The organism is Pseudomonas frederiksbergensis (assembly GCF_003732705.1).
GTDB classification, from domain to species: domain Bacteria; phylum Pseudomonadota; class Gammaproteobacteria; order Pseudomonadales; family Pseudomonadaceae; genus Aquipseudomonas; species Aquipseudomonas frederiksbergensis_F.
Genome location: NZ_MOBR01000008.1, coordinates 190168 through 212632 on the forward strand (window position 1 = coordinate 190168; position 22465 = coordinate 212632).

Sequence of the window (22465 nt, forward strand, 5' to 3'; positions counted from 1 at the left end):
GACTACTTTTTAACCAGCCCTGGACGCACAGGCGTCCTTAGAGGAAAGCTTCATGGAAGCACTGCACAAGAAAATTCGCGAAGAAGGCATCGTGCTTTCCGATCAGGTCCTGAAAGTCGACGCCTTTCTGAACCATCAGATCGACCCGGCCCTGATGAAGCTGATCGGCGACGAATTCGCCACGCTGTTCAAGGACTCGGGCATCACCAAGATCGTCACCATCGAAGCCTCGGGCATTGCTCCGGCGATCATGACTGGCCTGAACCTCGGCGTGCCGGTGATCTTCGCCCGCAAGCAGCAGTCCCTGACCCTGACTGAAAACCTGCTGTCGGCGACCGTTTACTCGTTCACCAAGAAGACCGAAAGCACCGTGGCCATCTCCCCGCGCCACCTGACCAGCAGCGACCGCGTGCTGATCATCGATGACTTCCTGGCCAACGGTAAGGCGTCGCAAGCGCTGATTTCGATCATCAAGCAGGCTGGCGCCACCGTGGCGGGTTTGGGGATTGTGATCGAGAAGTCGTTCCAGGGTGGGCGTGCGGAACTGGATGCACAGGGTTATCGGGTTGAATCGTTGGCTCGGGTGCAATCCCTGGCTGGCGGCGTCGTGACCTTCATCGAATAACCCCACACCGTCCATGATCGTTCCCACGCTCCGCGTGGGAATGCAGCCCGGGACGCTCCGCGTCCCATCCAAGCCGAACGCAGAGCGTCCGAAGAGGCATTCCCACGCAGAGCGTGGGAACGATCAGGCTTGGGCGGTGGCCTTGAGGCCGGTAAGCAACAACCGCTGAAACAAATCCTCTTTCAGCCCTTCCGGGTTGCTCAGCTGCATCCGCTCCAGATGTTCCGGGTATTGCGCTGCCTCCGGCGCATCCAGCGCAGCCTTGCCCAACTCCAGAATCTCGCTCAGCTTGAACTTGCTCTTCAACCAGTTCAGCGCCCGCAACACATCCCGCTCCACCTCGGTGAAATCGCAGCCCAGCGGATACTCCGGAAACAGGTTCGGGTGCCGCGCCTTGATGTCCTGCAAACGCTGAGGGCTGTTGTCCGCGAAGCGTGGATCGATGCGGAAGTTCTTCGGCAATTTGCCAACGGCTTGAGCCTGTTCGATCAGCCCCGGTTGGAAGCGCGAATCGCTGATATTCAGCAATGCCTCGATCACCGCCGCGTCGGTCTTGCCCCGCAGATCGGCGATGCCGTATTCGGTGACCACGATGTCCCGCAAGTGCCGAGGAATCGTGCAATGTCCATATTCCCAGACGATGTTGGAGCTGACCTCACCGCCCGACTCGCGCCAACTGCGCAGGATCAGCACCGAACGCGCACCTTCCAGGGCATGGCCCTGAGCGACGAAGTTGTACTGCCCGCCGACACCGCTGAGCACCCGCCCGTCTTCCAACTGATCTGCCACGCCGGCGCCCATCAGGGTCATGGTGAACACGGTGTTGATGAACCGCGCATCCAGACGCTGCAAACGCTTGAGTTCTTCCTGGCCGTAGAGCTCGTTGATGTAGCTGATGCGGGTCATGTTGAATTCGAGCCGCTTGCTCTGGGGAAACTCGCGCAGGCGCTCGTAGAAACTGCGCGGTCCGAGGAAAAACCCGCCATGCACCGAGATGCCGTCGGTTTGCGCCGTCTCATCGAGGGTGCCGTGGTTGGCCTGTTGTTGGGTCGGCACGTCCGGGTAGACCTTGCGCCGCACGATCCCGGCGTCGGCCAGCACCAGCAAACCGTTGACGAACATTTCGCTGCAACCGTACAGGCCCTTGGCGAACGGTTCGACGCCGCCCTCTCGATCAATGAGTTGCGCCCATTGGCTGAGATTCAAATCCGCCAGCAACGCCTTGTAACCGGCGTTATCGGCCTGGCGCGCCAGCAACGCCGCCGTCAACGCATCGCCCATGGAGCCGATGCCGATCTGCAACGTACCGCCATCGCGCACCAGGGTGCTGGCGTGCAGGCCGATGAAGTGATCCTGGAACCCTACCGGCATGTTTGGCGTGGAGAACAGCGTGGTGTTGTCCTTCTCGTCGATCAGCAGGTCGAACGCGTCCATGCCGACTTCCGCATCGCCGGGCATGTAGGGCAAATCGTTGTGTACCTGGCCGACGATCAGAATCGTCTCCCCTGCTGCCCGGCGTTTGGCGATCATCGGGAACAGATCGAGGGTGATGTCCGGGTTGCAACTCAGACTCAGGCGATCCGGGTGTTCGGCGTGGCTGGCCACCAGTTGCGCAACCAGGTTCAGGCCTGCGGCGTTGATGTCCCGGGCGGCGTGGCTGTAATTGCTGCTGACGTAGTCTTGTTGAGCCTGGGCGCTGTGCAGCAGGCTCCCGGGCTGCATGAAAAATTGCTGGATCTGGATGTTGGGCGGCAGGTTGTCTTTTTGTAACTCGGCAAGAAAATCCAGTTCCGGGTAATCGCCGAAGACCCGCTCGATGAAGGGTTCAAGGAAGCGCTTTTGCAAGCCATCGCCCAATGAAGGACGGCCCAGGCACAGGGCGGTGTAGATCGTCAGCCGCCGCTCGGGCAGTTGCGCAATGCGTTGGAACAGCGCGTTGACGAAGTGGTTGGGTTTGCCCAACCCCAGGGGCAAGCCCATGTGAATATGCGCCGGCAACCGCGCCAGCACGTCATCGACCGCTTGTTCGATAGAACACAACTGCACCATCTGATCCTCCCGCACGTTCCGTGAATTGGGGTTGGACCGAGCTTGCCGGGTCTTTGCTGCAAAGAATAGTCACTGACGGCAAATCATGTGTTCACTGATGACCCCTGTGGGAGCGAGCCTGCTCGCGAAAGCGGTGTGTCAGGCGCCGTCAATGTTGACTGACACACCGCTTTCGCGAGCAGGCACGCTCCCACAAAGGGATTTCATAGGCATCAGGACGGAATCGCAGGCACAAAAAAGCCGCTCGTAAGCGGCTTTTCGCTGAAGATGCAGACTTATTTCAGGCCGGACATTTTCTGGATGGCGCCTTCAAGGTCTTTCACTTCGCAGTCACTGCACGTGCCTTTTGGCGGCATGGCATTCAGACCGGCCAACGCGACCTTCGCCAAGCCGGCAGCGGTGCCGCCTTCTTTATCGGCGCGTTTTTTCCAGTCTGCGGCATCACCGATTTTCGGCGCGCCCAACAGGCCAGTGCCGTGGCAAGCATTGCAGTGTTTGGCAATGATTTCATCAGGGGTTTTCGCAGCACCGCCGCCAGTCGAAGCAGCGACTTCCATCCCTTTGCACTCTTGACCCGTTACACAGACCTGGCCGACGGGCTCAAGGCGCTTTGCAATGTCGTCGGTAGTAGAAGCTTGTGCGCTCACAGCCCAAAGGGCCAATACAGTTGCTGGTGCAGCCAGCATTTTCATAATTAGGTTCACGCGTTCACCCTCAATGGTGGCTATTCACGCCCACGGCCACGGTTCGCAGGCGGGCGCAAGTATAACGGCAAGCCCGCCACACTGAAACAACCCCAAAGTCGAAGGGGTCTTGTTGTGCGGTGGAAAACAGCTCGGGCGCCTCGGCAATGCTGGCAGGACGCCTCTTTTCTTAGAAATTCGCCGGCGTGGCTGCGCTGATTAGTCGCGCCGGTGCGTCGAACGGATTCCGGAAACGGTGCGGCTTGGTACTTTCAAAGTAGTAGCTGTCGCCGGCTTCGAGCACAAAAGTTTCAGCCCCGACCACCAACTCTAGCCGCCCCTCCACCAAAATTCCGGTTTCCTCGCCCTCATGGGTGAGCATCTCGTCACCGGTGTCGGCGCCAGGCGGGTAGATTTCATTGAGAAACGCGATGGCCCGGCTCGGGTGCGCCCGACCGACCAGTTTCATGGTCACGGCGCCATCGGAAATATCGATCAGCTCGTTGGCCTTGTAGACGATCTGGGTCGGTTTTTCCTGCAGGATTTCTTCGGAAAAGAACTCGACCATGGACATGGGAATCCCGCCCAGAACTTTGCGCAGCGAACTGATCGAGGGGCTGACGCTGTTTTTCTCGATCATCGAAATGGTGCTGTTGGTGACGCCCGCGCGTTTGGCGAGCTCACGCTGCGAAAGACCTTTGAGCTTACGGATGGATTGCAGTCGTTCACCGACGTCCAATGCTGGAGCCTCCAGGGATTCAGGTTGTAAGGATATTGAGCGTTATCATGGCGACAGCGTTCAGTATTTACAACACTTTGGCCTGAATCCCGTTCGGCGAGGCGACTTCCGACGCGCGGCGTTTGCGGTCAAGCCCCGGAATAGAGCAGCGGCACCCGGCGCAGGTTGCAGAAGATCTGGTAAGGAATCGTGTCGGCGGCCATCGCCACTTCGCTGGCCAGGACGTTTTTGCCCCACAACTCGACAGTCGAACCGAGCCCGGCCTGCGGTACATCGGTCAGGTCGATGCAGAGCATGTCCATCGACACCCGGCCAAGCAATTGGCTGCGCTGCCCGGCCACCAACACCGGCGTACCGGTCGGCGCGTGGCGCGGGTAACCATCGGCGTAGCCCATCGCCACAACGCCGATGCGCATCGGCTTCTGGGTGATGAACTTGGCGCCATAGCCGACGGGCTCTCCGGCCGGCAATTCGCGCACGCAAATCACTTTCGATTCGAGGGTCATCACCGGTTGCAGGCGCGAGGCCACGGCGTTGGCTTCTTCGAAAGGCGTGGCGCCGTAGAGCATGATCCCCGGACGAACCCAATCGCTCGGAATCTGCGGCCAACCCAGCACCGCCGGCGAGTTGCGCAAACTGACCTCGGCGGACAAGCCCTGACGCGCCGCTTCAAACACCGCGACCTGTTCGGCACTGGCCTGCTCGTGCAACTCATCGGCCCGGGCGAAGTGACTCATCAGGACGATTTTCGCCACTTTGCCGCTGGCCAGCAGCCGTTGATAGGCCGATTGGTAATCCTTCGGATGCAGACCAACGCGGTGCATGCCCGAATCGAGCTTGAGCCAGACCGTAATCGGCTTGCTCAGCGCGGCCTTCTCGATCGCTTCGAGCTGCCACAGCGAATGCACCACACACCAGAAGTCATGCTCGACGATCAGCGACAGTTCATCGGCTTCGAAAAAGCCTTCCAGCAACAACACCGGCGCCCGAATTCCCGCGACGCGCAGCTCCAATGCTTCTTCAATACACGCCACCGCAAACCCGTCCGCCTCGGCTTCCAGCGCCTGGGCACAACGCACCGCGCCATGGCCGTAGGCATCGGCCTTGATCACCGCGAGGGCCTTGGCCCCCGGCGTGACTTCGCGGGCGATCTGGTAGTTGTGACGCAGGGCTTGAAGGTCGATCAGGGCACGGGCAGGACGCATGGCGGCAGACTTCTAGGCGGTCATGGAAATAAAAAACCGGCGCTGGCTGGCGGCGTGAACCGCCAACAGCACCGGGAGAGGGATCGTTACAACCGGTTAAGGCAGTGCGGCAACCACCGACAGCTCAACCAGGATTTCCGGTTCGCACAGCTTCGACTCAACGGTGGCACGGGCCGGCGCGACGCCTTTTGGCAGCCACTTGTCCCACACCGAGTTCATGCCGGCGAAATCCGCATCGATGTCTTTCAGGTAAATCGTCACCGACAGCAAATGACTCTTGTCGGTGCCGGCCAGGTCGAGCAAACGCTCGATGTTGGCCAGAGTTTCACGGGTCTGCTGTTCAATCCCGGCGCTCATGTCATCGCCGACCTGCCCTGCCAGGTACACCGTACCGTTGTGGGCAACGATCTGACTCATGCGTTCATTGGTGAGCTGGCGCTGGATTGCCATGTTTTGCGGACTCCTTGATTTTGCTGCCATAACGGGAAATATCGAGGCCTTCGGCGCTGATTTGCGGCGTTTTCTTCGCCATCAGGTCCGCCAGCAAGCGACCGGAACCACAGGCCATAGTCCAACCGAGTGTGCCGTGGCCAGTGTTCAAGAACAGGTTGCTGAATTTGGTTCCGCCAACGATCGGCGTGCCGTCGGGGGTGGTCGGACGCAGACCGGTCCAGAAACTCGCCTGGGCCAGATCGCCGCCCTGAGGATAAAGGTCGTTGACGATCATCTCCAGGGTTTCGCGCCGGCGCGGGTTCAGCGACAGGTCAAAACCGGCTATTTCAGCCATGCCACCGACGCGGATACGGTTGTCGAAACGGGTGATCGCGACCTTGTAGGTCTCGTCGAGAATGGTCGAGGTCGGGGCCATCGCCGGGTTGGTGATCGGCACGGTCAGGGAGTAACCCTTGAGCGGATACACCGGAGCCTTGATGCCCAGCGGCTTGAGCAGTTGCGGCGAGTAGCTGCCGAGTGCCAGGACGTAACGGTCAGCGGTTTCCAGCTTGCCGTCGATCCACACGCCGTTGATGCGATCACCGGCGAAGTCGAGCTGCTGAATATCCTGGCCGTAACGGAATTCCACACCCAGCTTCACGGCCATTTCGGCCAGGCGGGTGGTGAAGATCTGGCAGTCGCCGGTTTGGTCGTTCGGCAGGCGCAGGGCACCGGCGAGGATGTCGGTGACGGCGGCCAAGGCCGGCTCAACCCGGGCAATGCCGGCGCGGTCGAGCAGTTCGAACGGCACACCGGACTCTTTCAGTACGGCGATGTCTTTCGCGGCGCCATCGAGTTGAGCCTGGGTGCGGAACAACTGTGTAGTCCCCAGGCTACGGCCTTCGTAGGCAATGCCGGTTTCGGCGCGCAATTCGTCGAGGCAGTCACGGCTGTACTCGGACAGACGAACCATGCGCTCTTTGTTCACCGCATAACGGTTGGCGGTGCAGTTGCGCAGCATCTGCGCCATCCACAAGTATTGGTCGATGTCGGCGGTGGCCTTGATCGCCAACGGCGCATGGCGCTGCAACAGCCACTTGATGGCTTTGAGCGGCACGCCCGGTGCGGCCCACGGCGAGGCATAACCTGGCGATACCTGCCCGGCGTTGGCGAAACTGGTCTCCATGGCCGCAGCCGGCTGACGGTCCACGACCACCACTTCAAACCCGGCACGGGCCAGATAGTAAGCACTGGCGGTACCGATGACGCCGCTACCCAAGACCATAACGCGCATTTTCATATCCCTCATCGCGGTTAACCGCTGACGTGTGTTGTGCAGACCGAAGATGTGGGCAGTTTAAAAAAGATTAGCCAGTGCTTTTCACTATATAAGTGCCTATATTTGGCGACAATTCTCGGCAAAAACCCTTTTCACGGAGGCGCATCCCCTATGCGTACCAACACTCAGACCAAACGTGAGCTGGACAAGATCGATCGCAGCATCCTGCGGATCCTGCAAGCGGACGGACGAATCTCCTTCACCGAGCTGGGGGAAAAGGTCGGTCTGTCGACCACGCCCTGCACCGAACGGGTCCGGCGCCTGGAGCGCGAAGGGATCATCATGAGCTACAACGCCCGGCTCAACCCGCAGCACCTCAAGGGTAGTCTCCTGGTGTTTGTAGAGATCAGCCTCGACTACAAATCCGGCGATACTTTCGAAGAGTTCCGACGCGCGGTACTGAAACTGCCCCACGTGCTGGAGTGCCATTTGGTGTCAGGGGATTTCGACTATCTGGTGAAGGCGCGGATTTCCGAGATGGCCTCGTACCGCAAATTGCTGGGCGATATTTTGCTCAAACTGCCCCATGTGCGCGAATCCAAGAGCTATATCGTGATGGAAGAAGTGAAAGAGAGTTTGTGTTTGCCGATTCCGGATTGATGGTTCGACCATGATCGTTCCCACGCTCTGCGTGGGAATGCAGCCCGGGACGCTCTGCGTCCCCTCGAAGCCGAACGCAGAGCGTCCGTTGAGGCATTCCCACGCAGAGCGTGGGAACGATCATCACCGCTAGACGAGGACCTGCCGGGTAGACGCCATGTACTCATGAATCTGCTTCTCCACCCGCGGATGAATCAGCTCCACCGGCCCGCGCCCGTTGGGGCATGGCAAGGTCTTGGTGGTGCCGAACAGCCGGCAAATCAGCGGCCGCTCGTCATACACGGTGCAGCCGTTGGGCCCCAGGTGCACGCAGTTGAGTTCATCCATCGCTGCATCCTGCTCGGCGCGGGTCTTGCGCGGCAGGCGGGACATTTCTTCCGGCGAGGTCGTCACCGGCCCACAGCAGTCATGGCAGCCCGGCACGCACTCGAACGAGGGTATCTGCTGGCGCAGGGTGCGAATTTTCTGACTGTTGCAGCTCATCGAAGCGGTGACCAAAAGCGGAATAGAGCGGGATTCTGACGCATCCGGCCCGTTCCATACAGCAGCAACCGACCAATGTTGCCCGCGCCGGAAGGTCCGGCTTATGCTCCGTCAACTTTTTCAAACACCGCATCTGGATGACGCACATGAACGCCCGTGTTCAGCAACCTGCCCCGAATCACCGGCACGCTGCCTCTTATTACGCCGCCAGCAGCCTGCCACAGCCCGATCATCCGGTGCTCCAGGGCGAGTTGACGGCGGACGTGTGCGTGGTCGGCGGCGGGTTTTCCGGGTTGAACACCGCGTTGGAACTGGCCGAACGCGGTCTCAGCGTGGTGCTGCTGGAAGCGCACAAGATTGGCTGGGGCGCCAGCGGGCGCAATGGCGGGCAATTGATTCGCGGCGTCGGCCATGGCCTCGATCAGTTCGCCAATGTCATCGGTGCCGACGGCGTGCGTCAGATGAAACTCATGGGCCTGGAAGCGGTGGAAATCGTCCGACAGCGGGTCGAGCGTTTTCAGATTGCCTGCGACCTGACCTGGGGCTATTGCGACCTCGCCAACAAACCCCGGGACCTGGAAGGCTTCGCCGAAGATGCCGCAGAACTGCGCAGCCTTGGTTACCGCTACGAAACCCGACTGCTGCAAGCCAACGAAATGCACTCGGTGGTCGGCTCCGACCGTTACGTCGGCGGCTTGATCGACATGGGCTCCGGGCACTTGCATCCGCTGAACCTGGCACTGGGCGAAGCGGCGGCCGCACAGCAATTGGGCGCAAGACTGTTCGAACAGTCGGCAGTCACTCGCATTGATTACGGCACCGAAGTGAAAGTGCACACCGCCCAGGGCTTGGTCCGCGCCAAGACCCTGGTGCTGGGCTGCAACGCTTATCTCAATGACCTCAATCCCGAACTCAGCGGCAAAGTGCTGCCCGCCGGCAGTTACATCATCGCCACCGAACCGTTGAGCGAAGAACAGGCGCACGCCTTGCTGCCGCAGAACATGGCGGTCTGCGACCAGCGTGTGGCGCTGGATTACTACCGGCTCTCGGCGGATCGACGCTTGCTGTTCGGCGGTGCCTGCCATTACTCAGGTCGGGACCCGAAAGACATCGCTGCGTATATGCGGCCGAAGATGCTGGACGTATTCCCGCAATTGGCCGGAGTGAAGATCGATTATCAATGGGGCGGCATGATCGGCATCGGCGCCAACCGCCTGCCGCAGATCGGCCGGCTCAAGGATCAGCCGAATGTGTATTACGCCCAGGCGTATTCCGGTCACGGGGTGAATGCCACGCACCTGGCGGGCAAGTTGTTGGCTGAAGCCATCAGTGGTCAGCACAGTGGCGGGTTCGATCTGTTTGCCCAAGTGCCGCACATTACCTTTCCGGGCGGCCGGCATTTGCGTTCGCCGCTGCTCGCGTTAGGGATGTTGTGGCATCGGATGAAAGAGTTGGTTTGAGGGACATTGAGATCGTTCCCACGCTCCTGCGTGGGAATGCATCCCGGGACGCTCTGCGTCCCATTCAGAGCCGAACGCAGAGCGTCCGTTGAGGCGTTCCCACGCGGAGCGTGGGAACGATCCTGCCTACATCCGCCAAAACGGCTTAAGTCCCTCCGCCAACGCCTCTTCCCGACTCAACCCCACATCCCGCAGCTGCTCCGGAGTCAGGTTCAGCAACGCCTTGCGCGTGTGCAGACGGTGCCAGAACAGATCCCAGCGACTCAGGCAGGACGGCGCATTGCGCATCAGCGCCTCACGGGTGCCGTGGTTCTGCCCTGCCGCCAGTTCCTGACTGCGTAACGTCAGCCGCACATCGCTCAAGCCGTTCATGTTGATCGCTCCTGTTTACTTGGGTAGCCAGAGGTTTCATCATGCTCGAGCGGCGAAAAGCATTACAGATTCAAAGCAGCTGTATTATTTCCATACAGATTTGCCGATTTAGGCTCTGAATCCTGTATTTTTGCCCCATCTGTACCGGTTAACCGAATCACCTGCACCGAGGCACTGCCATGACCCTTTACGTCAATCTCGCCGAATTGCTCGGCACGCGCATCGAACAGGGCTTCTATCGCCCCGGCGACCGGCTGCCGTCGGTGCGGGCGTTGAGTGTCGAACACGGGGTCAGCCTGAGCACGGTGCAGCAGGCTTATCGGGTGCTGGAAGACAGCGGGCTGGCGACGCCGAAGCCAAAATCCGGGTACTTCGTGCCGGTCAGTCGCGAGTTGCCGGAATTGCCCGCCGTCGGCCGTCCGGCCCAGCGCCCGGTGGATATTTCCCAGTGGGATCAGGTGCTGGAATTGATCCGCGCCGTGCCACGCAAAGACGTGGTGCAACTGGGTCGCGGCATGCCGGACATTACCTCACCAACCATGAAACCGCTGTTGCGCGGGCTGGCGCAGATCAGTCGGCGCCAGGACATGCCCGGCCTGTATTACGACAACATCCACGGCAACCTCGAACTGCGCGAACAGATCGCCCGCCTGATGCTCGATTCCGGCTGCCAGTTGAGCGCCGCTGACCTGGTGGTCACCACCGGTTGCCACGAAGCGCTGTCCACCAGCATCCGCTCCATCTGCGAACCCGGTGACATCGTCGCCGTGGATTCACCGAGCTTTCACGGCGCTATGCAGACCCTCAAGGGCCTGGGCTTGAAAGCCTTGGAAATCCCCACTGACCCGATCACCGGCATCAGCCTCGACGCATTGGAACTGGCCTTGGAGCAATGGCCGATCAAGGCCATACAGTTGACCCCCAACTGCAACAACCCCTTGGGCTACATCATGCCGGAGACACGTAAACGGGCGTTGTTGAACCTGGCACAGCGTTTCGACGTGGCGATCATCGAGGACGATGTGTATGGCGAATTGGCCTACACCTACCCGCGTCCACGCACGATCAAATCCTTCGACGAAGACGGCCGCGTGCTGCTGTGCAGTTCGTTTTCCAAGACGTTGGCGCCGGGGCTGCGCATCGGTTGGGTAGCACCGGGACGTTATCTGGAACGGGTGCTGCACATGAAATACATCAGCACCGGCTCCACCGCGCCACAAGCGCAGATCGCCATCGCCGACTTTCTCAAGGGCGGTCACTTCGAGCCGCATTTGCGGCGGATGCGCAGCCAATACCAGCGCAATCGCGACATGATGATCGATTGGGTCACGCGCTACTTCCCCGCCGGCACACGGGCCAGCCGGCCACAGGGCAGTTTCATGCTGTGGGTCGAACTGCCGGAAGGCTTCGATACGTTGAAACTGAATCGTGCACTGCACGACCAAGGCGTACAGATTGCCGTGGGCAGCATTTTTTCGGCTTCGGGCAAGTACCGCAATTGTCTGCGGATGAACTACGCGGCCAAGCCGACGCCGCAGGTCGAAGATGCGGTGCGCAAGGTAGGCGCAGCGGCGATCAAACTGTTGGCGGAATCCGTTTAATCGAGCTGAAAACGCCCGCCGCCTTCAAATCGGGTCAGGTCAATGACGCGACTCGCCCCGTCGCTTACCTGGGCCTCCACTTCCAGTTCGATCTCAAGCTGAGCGCCCGAGGCGATGGCACCCGCGCGCCATGGGACCATTCGGTCACCCGGCCGCAGAAGATCCGTCGCCAAAGGCTCACCGTTGTCAGCAGCCCACTGCACGGCCGCACCATCCAATCGCGCCGCGACGATTTTCAACTGCAAGGTGCCGGCGCCCCAGCGATAGCGCTGGGAGTCCGCTGCGGGGGCGATAAATTGCCACCTCATTGGCTGCGGCTCGGGGCACTGAATCCGCAGCTGCACCGTGCGTGAACCGAAGCTTGAGTCGGTTTCACCCGGTGCCGTCTGCGCCAACAACGCCCCGCGTGTCGATGATCCAAAAGCCACGTGCCCCGGGCTCAGGCTCAACGTACAGCCGTCGCGGGCCGCTGCCGAATAGGACGCAAGGCACGTCAACATCGCCGCAAACACCACACACTTCATCGCAGGTTCTCGCTCATGACAAATTTGGATCGAGGCACGTCGCATCGACCGTCTCGATGCGCAGGCTGTCGTGGGGCACTTCGTTCAAGGGGTATTCGAGCCAGCAGCGTTGGTTATCGGACAAGCGCACATGCAGTGTTTGATCAGGTTTGGCGTCTGACAGAAAAATCGTCCCGGCATCCAGCACCGTCGTTACGTATTGGCCCTGCTCGTCATGCACCGTTACCCCCTTGGGCAACCACTGACGATCGACGGTCCTGGCCTTCAACAGCAAGCGTCGTACGCTCATCACCGAAAAATCCAGGTGCTGTACCGACCCACGCCCCGCCTCCACTTCCTGATAGCCGTTAAGCACTTCGACGTTGCGCGGCAGGCTGCCATTGTCGACCTCCAGCCGGGCCAGGGTGTAGGCCGGCAAACTGGCCGCCACCGCCCGCCCAAACCCATCCGTCCAGACGGGGCCGCGGGGCGTTTGCAGTTTCAAACCCGCGTGCTCACCAGCCTTGAGCACACCAAAGGTGTCGCGCACCGGATAAGGTGAAAGCGTCACACCGTCCCGGTGAAAGACCATGCCGCCGCGGGCGCCGACATCGAAATTCGTCGCGTCGGGTCGCTGGCTGTATCCGAGGTCAATGCTGGTGTAATGCGCCAGCGTGTTTAGACGCGCGCCAAACGTTGTCGGCCCGCCGTCGCGTTGTTCGGCACTGACGCTGTAGTCCTGGATTTCGTTTATGGCGTCGCTGAAAACCACGCCACTGCGCGCACCTGAGCGATCGTCCTTGCGCAAATAACTGCGGACCGAGCGCTGGCCACCCAGCGGCACGCCCAGCGTCAGATAAGCTGCGCTGCCCTGGCGACTCGCCGCCGCACCGCCCATGTCTCGTTCCAGGCTCACGGACAGGCTGACCCTCTCGGGAAGCATCTGCGACCAAGAAAGGCCCAACCGCGATTGCGGCGGTTCATCCCGGCTGGAATAACGCGACCAGGTAGCGCCAAACGTCCCCCAGTGCGCGGTCGAACCATTGAGGGAAAACGCCCATTGATCGCGGCTTCGGGATTCGGCCTGGTGGCGTTCCTGATTCCAGCCGGTATCCGACAACGTGCGAAAGTCCTCGCTCTGGCGGACGTTGATCAGACTCGTCGACAGGTTTGACGATAACTGCGCACTGAACGTCATTTGTAATTGGTTGCCGGCAAGACCTTGGGAGCGATCGCTGGACAGCACCTGGCGGGCCCCCAGAAAAATCCCGTTTGACCATTGTTGCTGAAGCCCCCAGCCCGCCGACACGTACTCGGTCGCGCCCATCAAACCCGCCGTGACCCGCCGCTCCCGTCCCCAGTTCCAGTCCCTGCTGAAGGCTGCGAAGGAAGGGGCCTGGCGCTCATCGCTGCCCAATCGCCGCACGCGCCCCAAGGCGACATTGAAACCGGGCGGGCTGCCGAACTGCGCATCGTAGAGACTGGCAGCCGGCACTCGAAACCGCCGCTGTTGCCCATCCTGTTCATGCACCGTCACTTCCAGATCCAGCGAATGGCTCAACAAAGGCAATTCCCGCAACGTGAAAGGACCGCTGGGGACCATCGTGGTGTAGATCATCACGCCGTTCTGCCGGACTTCGATGCGCGCCGCAGAATAAGCAATGCCTTCAACCCGGCTCCCGGCCCCGCGCTCAGCGGCGCGCAGTTGGGCAAATGCACCTTCGGGCTGTATCTGCAGGCCGAGAAATGACTCGCCACTGAATAACGGCGAGGCCATGTTCAGCTGCCCCACCTGCACGTTGACCTCGTAGTCTTCAAGTGTGCGCATACCGTAGGCATACAGATGTTCGAAACGTGCGTCATCGGACTGCGCCGTGTAGGACTGCCGACTACGCAGCACCCAATTCCCGGCATTGAAACCGACCTCCGAAGTGAAACTGCGGTAGTCACTGCGCTGCCCCTGGAACTGGCTGTCCGTCATCAGCGCGTCGTAGTTCAGAACGCCCGCCATGCCACCCTTGGCAAAGACTCGGGACGCTTGATCCGGCGGCAACAACGTAGCGGTCGGGACCAGCAGGTCAACCTGCTCCCTGCCTGGCTGAAGTTGCACAACGGCGGCTGGAAACCCTTCAGCGAACGTCATGCAGGTGCCCGCCTCCTGCCGTCGCAAAACCAGCGCACGTACACCCGCGGCTTTCAACAGAGCGGGGGCGAGACACACCTCGCCATGCTGATTGAAGGTCATCTGCACACGGCCCTTGGGCTGCCCGTTGACCTGGAGTGACACCGGGCGCGTGCCCTGGACAAAGCGCGGAGACTCCCGAAAGTATTCAGCCAGCGCCGGATCGATGCCTCGATCCTTGAGCACCTGGGGATCGAACAGGACGGATTCATTTGCCGCGATCTCAGTCGATCCACAGGCCAGCAGACACAAACGGCCCAGCCAAATGCGCGTTGCCCGAAACCTCACTCGTTAATTACCGCAGCGTCGTACTGCTCGACCGCGAACCCATAGGTGGTCGCCGGGAATATCCGCACGCCCGTCACAGATGACGCCGCTCCCGGAACCCCCTCAAGCCGCAGGCGTTCACCCGGCAAAATGTAGGTTCGCGGCAGGTCAACCGAGCGCACGCCAGGCAACGGGACGATGGCCTTGGCCAGGCGAACCACATAAGGGCTGGAGTTGAAGACCTGCAAATCGCCGCCGACAGACGACCACTTCAAGCGTTTCCAGGGTTCGCGCTCCACCGGCAAATCGGCGGGCCGCAAAATCACCGGTAAATTCTGCCGCACCCCCAGATTGACCCGGGCGCCGCTGGTTCCTTCGACGGGACTGATGCCCTCGAATATCACGCGCTTCAACCGCTCGGTCCGCAGCGGCTGAGTGTTTTGCAGGATAAAACGCACCTGCTGGACCTCTCCGGGTTCGACGCGGGCCATCGGTGGCGTGAATACCAGCAGCCACTCATCGTCCTGCTCGATGTTCTCAACCGTGGTGTGCAGCAGCGCGGGCCGGGTATCGGTGTTGCGCACATTCATGGTCGCCTCGCCAAGGCTCTCTTCCACAACAAGCACAGGCGTCTGCGGCACCATGCCGGCCGAATACGCCTGCGTTGCGACCAACAATGAAAACAACAAGGGCAACGGCGTAGTGAAACCTGCCCTGCTCATAAAAAAAGGCATAGGGGGAATTCCGGGCTTACCAGGCGACGAGCCGGGCGTTGGCCCGGTGGCGCATACAGGGGCGGCAAGAACCCGGCGACCCGAACGGCCGCCGGGACTCAAGCAATCAGAGGTAGAACATGTCGAAGGTCACGGAGCCGTCGAGAGGAATCTCGTCGGAAATGGGCAATGCGTTGCTCGGGCCAATCACCGGCAGCAGACTCATCGGGAAGCCGTGGTGACGGGAGGCCGCCGGGCCGCTCGCAACGTCGGGTCCCCAGGAATAGAGCGCTGGCGCATTGCTCACCAGGCTGGAACTCGGTAACTGCCAGGCAGGATTTGCGAGTGTGCGGGTCAATAATGTTTGAGGCGAATTATCCACCTCCGGAATGCCATGACGCAGAGCAAACCCACCAATGCGTGTACCGTTGATTTCGCCAATGCCAAAGAATAACGCCGGATCATTCTGGCCGGTGTCATCGTGAATGCCTGGCAACTTTGTCGAACCACGATTATCCCTGACGGACACTTCCACCGGAGCGGGCGCATCGCAATTTATATGCAGGGAAACATCATGGACGGGCAGCAATGTTTGTTTGGCTTTGTTCAGTACCCCCGAGGATATCTTGCGCAAATCCACGGTGCTGCCGCCCGCAAACGCGGGAATACAGGAAGTGGGGATGATGGTTCCAATAACATTCAGGTCCACACTTTCGGCCATTGCAACGGAGGGCAACAGCACACTTGCAAAAACAGCAATCAAACTTTTATTTCTCATCTTTACCACCTCTTTATCTATATTTAGCAACAGCGCAGAACCACAACTTAAAGTTACAATTCTGAAAACTGCTACTGCAACTAAGCGAGGTGATCATTCCGCTTTTTGTAAGATTAATCTGTAGGAAAACGCTTCACGGAAATAGCGACATTTCAACTGGAACACTATTCCGAATGGATTAGACAGAACATTCCTACGTCCATTTTCTGCTCTGGGTAAGTTAACCGCGAAGTCATCAGTGCCGGGCGCGTGCCATACTCCGGCTCCTGCCGCGATTTGAGACTGCGACGTGCGACCCGGAAAAAAATTGCTTGCTGTATGGCTGTTGGCCTTGTTGATCAGTGGCTGCGCAACGCTCGACGTGCCGCGCGAGCCCAGCCAGGCGCTGCCGGCGGCGGGCTCAAGCTTCGGACGTTCAATCCAGGCCCAGGCAGCGCCCCATCAGGGGCAATCCGGTTTCCGCCTGCTCTCAAACAGCACCGAAGCCTTCATGGCCCGGGCCGAGCTGATCCGCAATGCGCAAACCAGCCTCGACTTGCAGTACTACATCGTCCACGACGGCATCAGCACGCGCATGCTGGTGGAGGAACTGCTCAAGGCTGCCGATCGCGGCGTGCGGGTGCGGATTCTGCTCGATGACACCACCAGCGATGGCCTGGATCAGATTATCGCGACCCTGGCGGCCCATCCGCAGATCCAGATTCGCCTGTTCAATCCGCTGCACCTGGGCCGCAGTACCGGCGTGACGCGGACCATGGGCCGCTTGTTCGACCTGTCGCTGCAACATCGGCGCATGCACAACAAGCTGTGGCTGGCGGACAACAGCGCGGCCATCGTCGGTGGACGCAACCTCGGGGACGAGTATTTCGATGCCGAACCCAACCTGAATTTCACCGACATCGACATGCTCAGCGTCGGGCCGGTGGCCGAGCAGCTCGGGCACAGTTTCGACCAGTACTGGAACAGCGCCCTGAGCAAGCCGATCGACGAATTTCTCTCGAGCAGACCGACGGCCAAGGACCTGCAAAACACCCGCACGCGCCTGGAAGAATCCCTGCAGGAAACCCGCAAACAGAACCACGCGCTGTATCAACAGCTGATGATCTACGACAAGCACCCGCGCCTGGACATCTGGCGCCGAGAGCTGATCTGGGCCTGGAACCAGGCGTTGTGGGACGCGCCGAGCAAGGTGCTGTCCAAGGGTGAACCCGACCCGCAATTGTTGCTGACCACACAGTTGGCGCCAGAACTGAACGGGGTCAGCAAAGAGCTGATCATGATTTCGGCCTACTTTGTGCCCGGCCAACCGGGGCTGGTGTACCTGACCGGGCGCGCCGATGCCGGGGTTTCGGTAAGCCTGCTGACCAACGCCCTGGAAGCCACCGATGTGCCGGCGGTGCACGGCGGTTACGCGCCGTATCGCAAGGCGTTGCTGGAGCATGGGGTGAAGCTGTTCGAACTGCGGCGCCAGCCCGGCGCGGGGAGTGGCAGCGGTCCGCATCTGTTCAGGCGCTCGGCCTATCAGGGCTCGGATTCGAGCCTGCACAGCAAAGCGATGATCTTCGATCAGCAGAAATCGTTTATCGGCTCATTCAACTTCGACCCGCGCTCGGTGCTGTGGAACACCGAAGTCGGCGTGTTGGTGGACAGCCCGGAACTCGCCGCCCATGTGCGTGAATTGGCGCTGCAAGGCATGGCGCCGCCGCTGAGTTATGAGGCGAAACTGGAGAATGGGCAGATTGTCTGGGTGACAGAGGACAACGGCAAGTTGCATACCCTAACCAAAGAGCCGGGGAGCATGTGGCGCCGGTTTAATGCGTGGTTCAGCACCACCGTAGGTCTGGAGCGGATGTTGTAACAGGCGACAAACACCTCTGTGGGAGCGAGCCTGCTCGCGAAGGCGTCATGCCAGCAAACACAGATGCTGAATGACACTCCGCTTTCGCGAGCAGGCTCGCTCCCACAAGGGATGTGCAATCTGGCAGATGGCAGTCAGGCGGGCTCGGCCACTGTGCCAAATGCCCCTTGGCGCATCAGCAAAATCACCAGTCCCAACGCACCTACCGCCATCAGCAACGGCAACGCATGCCCGCTGATCCACTGGCTCCCCGCCCCGGCCGCCAGCGGCCCGACCAGGCACCCAATCCCCCACAGCTGTGCGATATGGGCATTGGCCCGCACCAGCGCATCGTCGCGGTAGCGCTCGCCTATCAGGATCAGCGACAAGGTGAACAAACCACCGGCACTGGCGCCGAATAGCACCCACAATGGCCAAATCAACAAGGTATCGATCAGCAGCGGAATCGCCAGGCTCGACATCATAAGGACCACGGCACACCCGGTGAACAAACTGCGCCGGGACAGTCGATCCGCCAAGGCACCGATGGGCAGTTGCAGCAACGCATCACCGACCACCACGGTACTGACCATCGCCAAGGCAATTTCTGCGCTGAAGCCCTGGCGCAGGCAGTACACCGGCAACAGGGTCAGGATCATCGCTTCGAACGCAGCGAACAGCGACACCGCCCAGGCAATCGCCGGCAGCCCACGACAGAAGGTCCACAAATCGCCGAAGGTCACGCTGCTCGCTTCACTGCTCGGTGCACCGCTGCGGCCCAGCAACAGCAATGGCGCCGTCAGCAGCAAGCCGACGCCGACCCAGAAGCCATAATCATGCTCGGTGCCCAGCGCGCCTAACAGCAATGGCCCGCCCAGCTGACTCAAGGCATAGCTGCTGCCATACAACGCCACCAAGCGCCCGCGCCACTGCTCGACCACCAATTGGTTGATCCAGCTTTCACCGAGGATGAACACCAGGGTCAGGATCACGCCGATCATCAGACGCAGCACCAGCCAGATCGGATAGCTCGGCAACAGCGCCAGCAAACCGATGGACACCGCCCCGCCCCACAGGCACAGACGCATCAGATTGGCCGTGCCGAAACGCGCCGCCAGGTGACTGGAAATCTTCGCCCCCAGCAGCACACCAATGGCCGGCATCGCCGCCATCACGCCGATCGCAAACGAGCCGTAGCCCCAGCTTTCCAGGCGAAACGACACCAGCGGCATGCTGACGCCCAGGGCCAGGCCGACACTCAAGACAGACGCCAACACGGCGAAATAAGTCGCCCAACGCATGTTCCACGCTCCTGTGGATATTTTTATGTACAACCCAAAACAATGTGGGAGCGAGCTTGCTCGCGATAGCGGTGCAACATTCAACACTGATGTCGACTGTTATACCGCTATCGCGAGCAAGCTCGCTCCCACAGGAGATCTGCGTCGTTTGGGAGGCCTGTTTTACAACAGACCTCCTTTAGCGACTTACAACTTGATCCAGGTCGCCTTCAGTTCGGTGTATTTGTCGAACGCATGCAGCGACTTGTCGCGACCGTTGCCCGACTGTTTGAAACCACCGAATGGCGCAGTCATGTCGCCACCGTCGTACTGGTTGACCCACACGCTACCGGCACGCAGGGCCTTGGCGGTCAGGTGTGCCTTGGAAATGTCCTTGGTCCACACCGCTGCGGCCAGGCCGTATGGCGTGTCGTTGGCGATCGCAATGGCTTCTTCGGCGGTATCAAAGGCGATGACCGACAACACCGGGCCAAAGATCTCTTCCTGGGCGATTTTCATCGCGTTGTTCACACCGTCGAAAATCGTCGGCTCAACGTAGGTGCCACCGGTTTCCTGAAGAATGCGCTTGCCGCCCGCCACCAGTTTGGCGCCGTCGGTGTGGCCGGATTCGATGTAGGACAGCACGGTGTTCATCTGCTGGGTGTCCACCAGCGCGCCAACGTTCGTCGCCGGGTCCAGCGGGTTGCCCGGCTTCCAGCTTTTCAGTGCTTCGATCACCAGCGGCAGGAAGGTGTCCTTGATCGAACGCTCGACCAGCAGACGCGAACCGGCGGTGCAGACTTCGCCCTGGTTGAAGGCGATGGCGCTGGCGGCGGATTCGGCAGCGGCTTGCAGGTCCGGGGCATCGGCGAACACGATGTTCGGGCTCTTGCCGCCAGCTTCGAGCCAGACGCGTTTCATGTTCGATTCGCCGGAGTAGATCAGCAGTTGCTTGGCGATCTTGGTCGAACCAGTGAACACCAGGGTGTCCACGTCGTTGTGCAGGGCCAAGGCCTTGCCGACGGTGTGGCCGTAGCCTGGCAGCACGTTGAGCACGCCTTTCGGAATGCCGGCTTCAACAGCCAGCGCGGCGATGCGGATGGCGGTCAGCGGCGATTTTTCCGACGGTTTGAGGATCACCGAGTTACCGGTGGACAGCGCCGGGCCGAGTTTCCAGCAGGCCATCATCAATGGAAAGTTCCACGGCACGATGGCGCCGACTACGCCGACCGGCTCGCGGGTCACCAGACCCAGCTGATCGTGCGGGGTCGCGGCGACTTCGTCGTAGATCTTGTCGATGGCTTCGCCGCTCCAGCTCAGGGCTTGCGCCGCGCCGGGAACGTCGATGTACAGGGAATCGCTGATCGGCTTGCCCATGTCCAGGGTTTCAAGCAGGGCCAGCTCTTCGGCGTGCTGTTTGAGCAGGCCGGCGAAACGAATCATGGTGGCTTTGCGTTTGGTCGGCGCCAGGCGCGACCACACGCCGGAATTGAAGGTGGCGCGGGCGTTTTCCACGGCGCGCTGGGCGTCGGCGGCGTCACAGCTGGCAATCTTGCCCAGCAGACGGCCATCGACCGGGCTGATGCATTCGAAGGTCTCGGCGGAGACGGCATCGGTGTATTCGCCATTGATGTAGGCGCGGCCTTCGATCTTCAGATCGCGAGCCCGTTGTTCCCAATCGGCACGAGTCAGGGTGGTCATACGAGTGTCCTCCTCTTGTTGAATACGAATGCCCCGCGTTCTTCGCGGGTGCTTTCAGGAATTCTGCCCGGCCAGCCTGCTTTCGGCCCAAGGCACCTGCCACCCTAAACCAGTGTCCGGGGTTGTTTCAATATATTTGACACAAGGTCGGCAAACAGCCTTGCAGTGTTCATTTTAATAAACATAGACTTTGGGTCTTTTCAGCCATTGCGCCGCAATCACGGGGGATTACAACAATGAATATCCAGGATGTTGTCGACTTCAGCCAAGCCACCACCCAGCCCGATCGCTATCGGCCGGCCCCGGCAAAAGTCCTCAAGGGCGACCCTGAGCAAGCGGTGTACAACCACTACAACAGCCCGTGCGGACAGATGAGCGCTGGCGTGTGGGAAGGCGAAATCGGCCAGTGGCTGGTGAACTACACCGAGCATGAATACTGCGAGATCGTTCAGGGCGTGTCGGTGCTGCGGGACAACGATGGCAACAGCAAGACGTTGCGGGTGGGTGATCGTTTTGTGATTCCGGCTGGGTTCCGGGGCACTTGGGAAGTGCTGGAGTCGTGCCGCAAGATTTATGTGGTGTTTGAACAGAAGGCTTGAGGATTTGTGCTGTCCGGGGCGGCCTCTTCGCGGGCAAGCCTCGCTCCTACAGGTCATCGCGATCCCCTGTAGGAGCGAGGCTTGCCCGCGAAGGCGTCCTGACAGAAAACACAAAACCACAGGCAACAAAAAAGGCCCGTATCTCGCGATACGGGCCTTTTTCGTAAGTCGGAAAAATCAATTACTTGATTTTGCCTTCTTTAAACATAACGTGCTTGCGAACGCGCGGATCGAACATCATCAGCTCGAGCTTGTCCGGAGTAGTACGTTTGTTTTTGTCGGTAGTTTTGAAGTAACCAGTACCGGCGCTGGAAATCATTCGAATTTTTTCACGCATGATTTAGCTCCCTTAGATCTTGCCAGCTTTGCGGATTTCGGCCAGCACGACAGTAATGCCACGCTTGTCGATGATACGCATGCCTTTGGCAGATACGCGCAGACGCACGAAACGTTTCTCTTCTTCAACCCAGAAGCGGTGATGCTGCAGGTTCGGCAGGAAACGACGACGGGTTTTGTTGTTTGCGTGGGAAATGTTATTCCCAGTTACCGGACCCTTACCGGTAACTTGACATACTCTCGACATGCCTCAGCCCTCTAAAACCACATGCCCAACCCGGCATGGGTTGGCCGCTTAATCTCTCAGTCATTTGGCGCCAGGCGCCGCGTTTCTTTAGAGGTCTTACCGGCTACACCTACAGTGAAGGAACCGGGCCCCTAGAAAAGAGCGCTGCTTTATACCAGAAAGACCTCAGAGCAACAACATTCAGTGTGCGATGAATTCACAAAAAGCCCATTTTCAGGGCTACGAGCGCCTTGGATAAAGGCTGTCGTCGATGGCGACCGCTCGTCGCAGAGCATCGACCAACACGCCAATTTCAGGGTTTTCAAACCGTCGCACACCCGAAACAGGCGCCTATAGTCGCCGCAAAATGAAAAAGGGGATAGTCATTTGCAAAAGAGCCCACTAGGGTAAGCCTTTTCCAGACTGCACTTGCAGATGGGCCTTCGATCTGTAAA

General features: G+C 60.1%; 22 protein-coding genes. 6 read left to right on the forward strand and 16 right to left on the reverse strand.

Annotated elements, in window-relative coordinates:
• Window positions 1–52: 52 nt before the first annotated feature.
• Entirely contained in the window at window positions 53–625 is a 573-nt protein-coding gene (locus BK667_RS10005; protein ID WP_054048490.1) for a xanthine phosphoribosyltransferase, read from the forward strand.
• 123 nt (window positions 626–748) lie between these two features.
• Here the strand turns inward: BK667_RS10005 and BK667_RS10010 are convergent, their stop codons facing one another.
• The 6 genes from BK667_RS10010 to dadA form a co-directional block, all read right to left on the reverse strand.
• A complete protein-coding gene (locus BK667_RS10010) occupies window positions 749–2674 on the reverse strand; it encodes an acetyl-CoA hydrolase/transferase C-terminal domain-containing protein (RefSeq protein WP_123597499.1) in 1926 nt (641 codons plus the stop codon).
• A 275-nt stretch (window positions 2675–2949) separates the two neighbouring features.
• The gene (locus BK667_RS10015) at window positions 2950–3366 is read right to left on the reverse strand and encodes a c-type cytochrome (protein WP_123515808.1); all 417 of its coding nucleotides are present in this window, start codon (window positions 3364–3366) and stop codon (window positions 2950–2952) included.
• Between the two features lie 181 nt (window positions 3367–3547).
• A complete protein-coding gene (locus BK667_RS10020; RefSeq protein ID WP_047226150.1) occupies window positions 3548–4096 on the reverse strand; it encodes a cupin domain-containing protein in 549 nt (182 codons plus the stop codon).
• Between the two features lie 128 nt (window positions 4097–4224).
• Entirely contained in the window at window positions 4225–5301 is a 1077-nt protein-coding gene (gene alr, locus BK667_RS10025; protein WP_123597500.1) for an alanine racemase, read from the reverse strand.
• A gap of 96 nt (window positions 5302–5397) precedes the next feature.
• Window positions 5398–5751, reverse strand: a complete 354-nt coding sequence (locus BK667_RS10030; protein ID WP_123597501.1) for a RidA family protein — start codon at window positions 5749–5751, stop codon at window positions 5398–5400.
• Window positions 5723–7027: a D-amino acid dehydrogenase gene (dadA, locus tag BK667_RS10035; protein ID WP_123515843.1), complete on the reverse strand. Its 1305-nt coding sequence runs from the start codon at window positions 7025–7027 to the stop codon at window positions 5723–5725. Before dadA ends, BK667_RS10030 begins: the two co-directional genes overlap by 29 nt.
• 156 nt (window positions 7028–7183) lie before the next feature.
• Here dadA and BK667_RS10040 point away from each other — a divergent pair, with 156 nt between their 5' ends.
• On the forward strand, window positions 7184–7672 hold the full coding sequence (locus tag BK667_RS10040) for an Lrp/AsnC ligand binding domain-containing protein (RefSeq protein ID WP_123515802.1): 489 nt from the start codon (window positions 7184–7186) through the stop codon (window positions 7670–7672).
• A 129-nt stretch (window positions 7673–7801) separates the two neighbouring features.
• On the opposite strand, the gene BK667_RS10050 is transcribed toward BK667_RS10040, so the two are convergent.
• The gene (locus BK667_RS10050) at window positions 7802–8155 is read right to left on the reverse strand and encodes a YkgJ family cysteine cluster protein (RefSeq protein WP_007947437.1); all 354 of its coding nucleotides are present in this window, start codon (window positions 8153–8155) and stop codon (window positions 7802–7804) included.
• Window positions 8156–8301: 146 nt separating this feature from the next.
• Between BK667_RS10050 and BK667_RS10055 the strand changes: the two genes are divergently transcribed.
• Entirely contained in the window at window positions 8302–9615 is a 1314-nt protein-coding gene (locus BK667_RS10055) for an NAD(P)/FAD-dependent oxidoreductase (protein ID WP_123597503.1), read from the forward strand.
• A 126-nt stretch (window positions 9616–9741) separates the two neighbouring features.
• Here BK667_RS10055 and BK667_RS10060 read toward each other — a convergent pair whose 3' ends face one another.
• Entirely contained in the window at window positions 9742–9987 is a 246-nt protein-coding gene (locus tag BK667_RS10060) for a DUF1127 domain-containing protein (RefSeq protein ID WP_123515798.1), read from the reverse strand.
• A gap of 179 nt (window positions 9988–10166) precedes the next feature.
• Here BK667_RS10060 and BK667_RS10065 point away from each other — a divergent pair, with 179 nt between their 5' ends.
• Window positions 10167–11588 (forward strand): aminotransferase-like domain-containing protein, encoded by a 1422-nt coding sequence (locus tag BK667_RS10065; RefSeq protein ID WP_123597504.1) that lies wholly within the window; start codon window positions 10167–10169, stop codon window positions 11586–11588.
• Here BK667_RS10065 and BK667_RS10070 read toward each other — a convergent pair.
• The 4 genes from BK667_RS10070 to BK667_RS10085 form a co-directional block, all read right to left on the reverse strand.
• A complete protein-coding gene (locus BK667_RS10070; protein WP_148060130.1) occupies window positions 11585–12088 on the reverse strand; it encodes a DUF1120 domain-containing protein in 504 nt (167 codons plus the stop codon). The two genes, BK667_RS10065 and BK667_RS10070, sit on opposite strands and share 4 nt — an antisense overlap.
• A 37-nt stretch (window positions 12089–12125) precedes the next feature.
• Window positions 12126–14561, reverse strand: coding sequence for a fimbria/pilus outer membrane usher protein (locus BK667_RS10075; protein WP_259697984.1), 2436 nt, complete (start codon window positions 14559–14561; stop codon window positions 12126–12128).
• Complete coding sequence (locus BK667_RS10080; protein WP_259697985.1) at window positions 14558–15274, reverse strand: fimbria/pilus chaperone family protein; 717 nt, start codon at window positions 15272–15274, stop codon at window positions 14558–14560. Before BK667_RS10080 ends, BK667_RS10075 begins: the two co-directional genes overlap by 4 nt.
• A 106-nt stretch (window positions 15275–15380) precedes the next feature.
• Window positions 15381–16031: a DUF1120 domain-containing protein gene (locus BK667_RS10085; RefSeq protein WP_123515793.1), complete on the reverse strand. Its 651-nt coding sequence runs from the start codon at window positions 16029–16031 to the stop codon at window positions 15381–15383.
• 307 nt (window positions 16032–16338) lie between these two features.
• Here BK667_RS10085 and BK667_RS10090 point away from each other — a divergent pair, with 307 nt between their 5' ends.
• Window positions 16339–17889, forward strand: coding sequence for a phospholipase D family protein (locus BK667_RS10090; RefSeq protein ID WP_375539168.1), 1551 nt, complete (start codon window positions 16339–16341; stop codon window positions 17887–17889).
• A gap of 134 nt (window positions 17890–18023) precedes the next feature.
• On the opposite strand, the gene BK667_RS10095 is transcribed toward BK667_RS10090, so the two are convergent.
• Together BK667_RS10095 and BK667_RS10105 are read right to left on the reverse strand one after the other, a co-directional pair.
• On the reverse strand, window positions 18024–19169 hold the full coding sequence (locus tag BK667_RS10095) for an MFS transporter (protein WP_123597507.1): 1146 nt from the start codon (window positions 19167–19169) through the stop codon (window positions 18024–18026).
• Between the two features lie 186 nt (window positions 19170–19355).
• Entirely contained in the window at window positions 19356–20849 is a 1494-nt protein-coding gene (locus BK667_RS10105; protein ID WP_123515787.1) for an aldehyde dehydrogenase, read from the reverse strand.
• Window positions 20850–21085: 236 nt separating this feature from the next.
• Here BK667_RS10105 and BK667_RS10110 point away from each other — a divergent pair, with 236 nt between their 5' ends.
• Window positions 21086–21448, forward strand: a complete 363-nt coding sequence (locus BK667_RS10110) for a cupin domain-containing protein (RefSeq protein ID WP_123597508.1) — start codon at window positions 21086–21088, stop codon at window positions 21446–21448.
• Window positions 21449–21629: 181 nt separating this feature from the next.
• On the opposite strand, the gene rpmG is transcribed toward BK667_RS10110, so the two are convergent.
• Window positions 21630–21785, reverse strand: coding sequence for a 50S ribosomal protein L33 (gene rpmG / locus BK667_RS10115; protein WP_045059185.1), 156 nt, complete (start codon window positions 21783–21785; stop codon window positions 21630–21632).
• 12 nt (window positions 21786–21797) lie between these two features.
• Window positions 21798–22031 carry a 50S ribosomal protein L28 gene (gene rpmB, locus BK667_RS10120; protein ID WP_007894701.1) on the reverse strand — a complete coding sequence of 78 codons (234 nt, stop codon included), beginning with the start codon at window positions 22029–22031 and terminating at the stop codon, window positions 21798–21800.
• Window positions 22032–22465 lie beyond the last annotated feature (434 nt).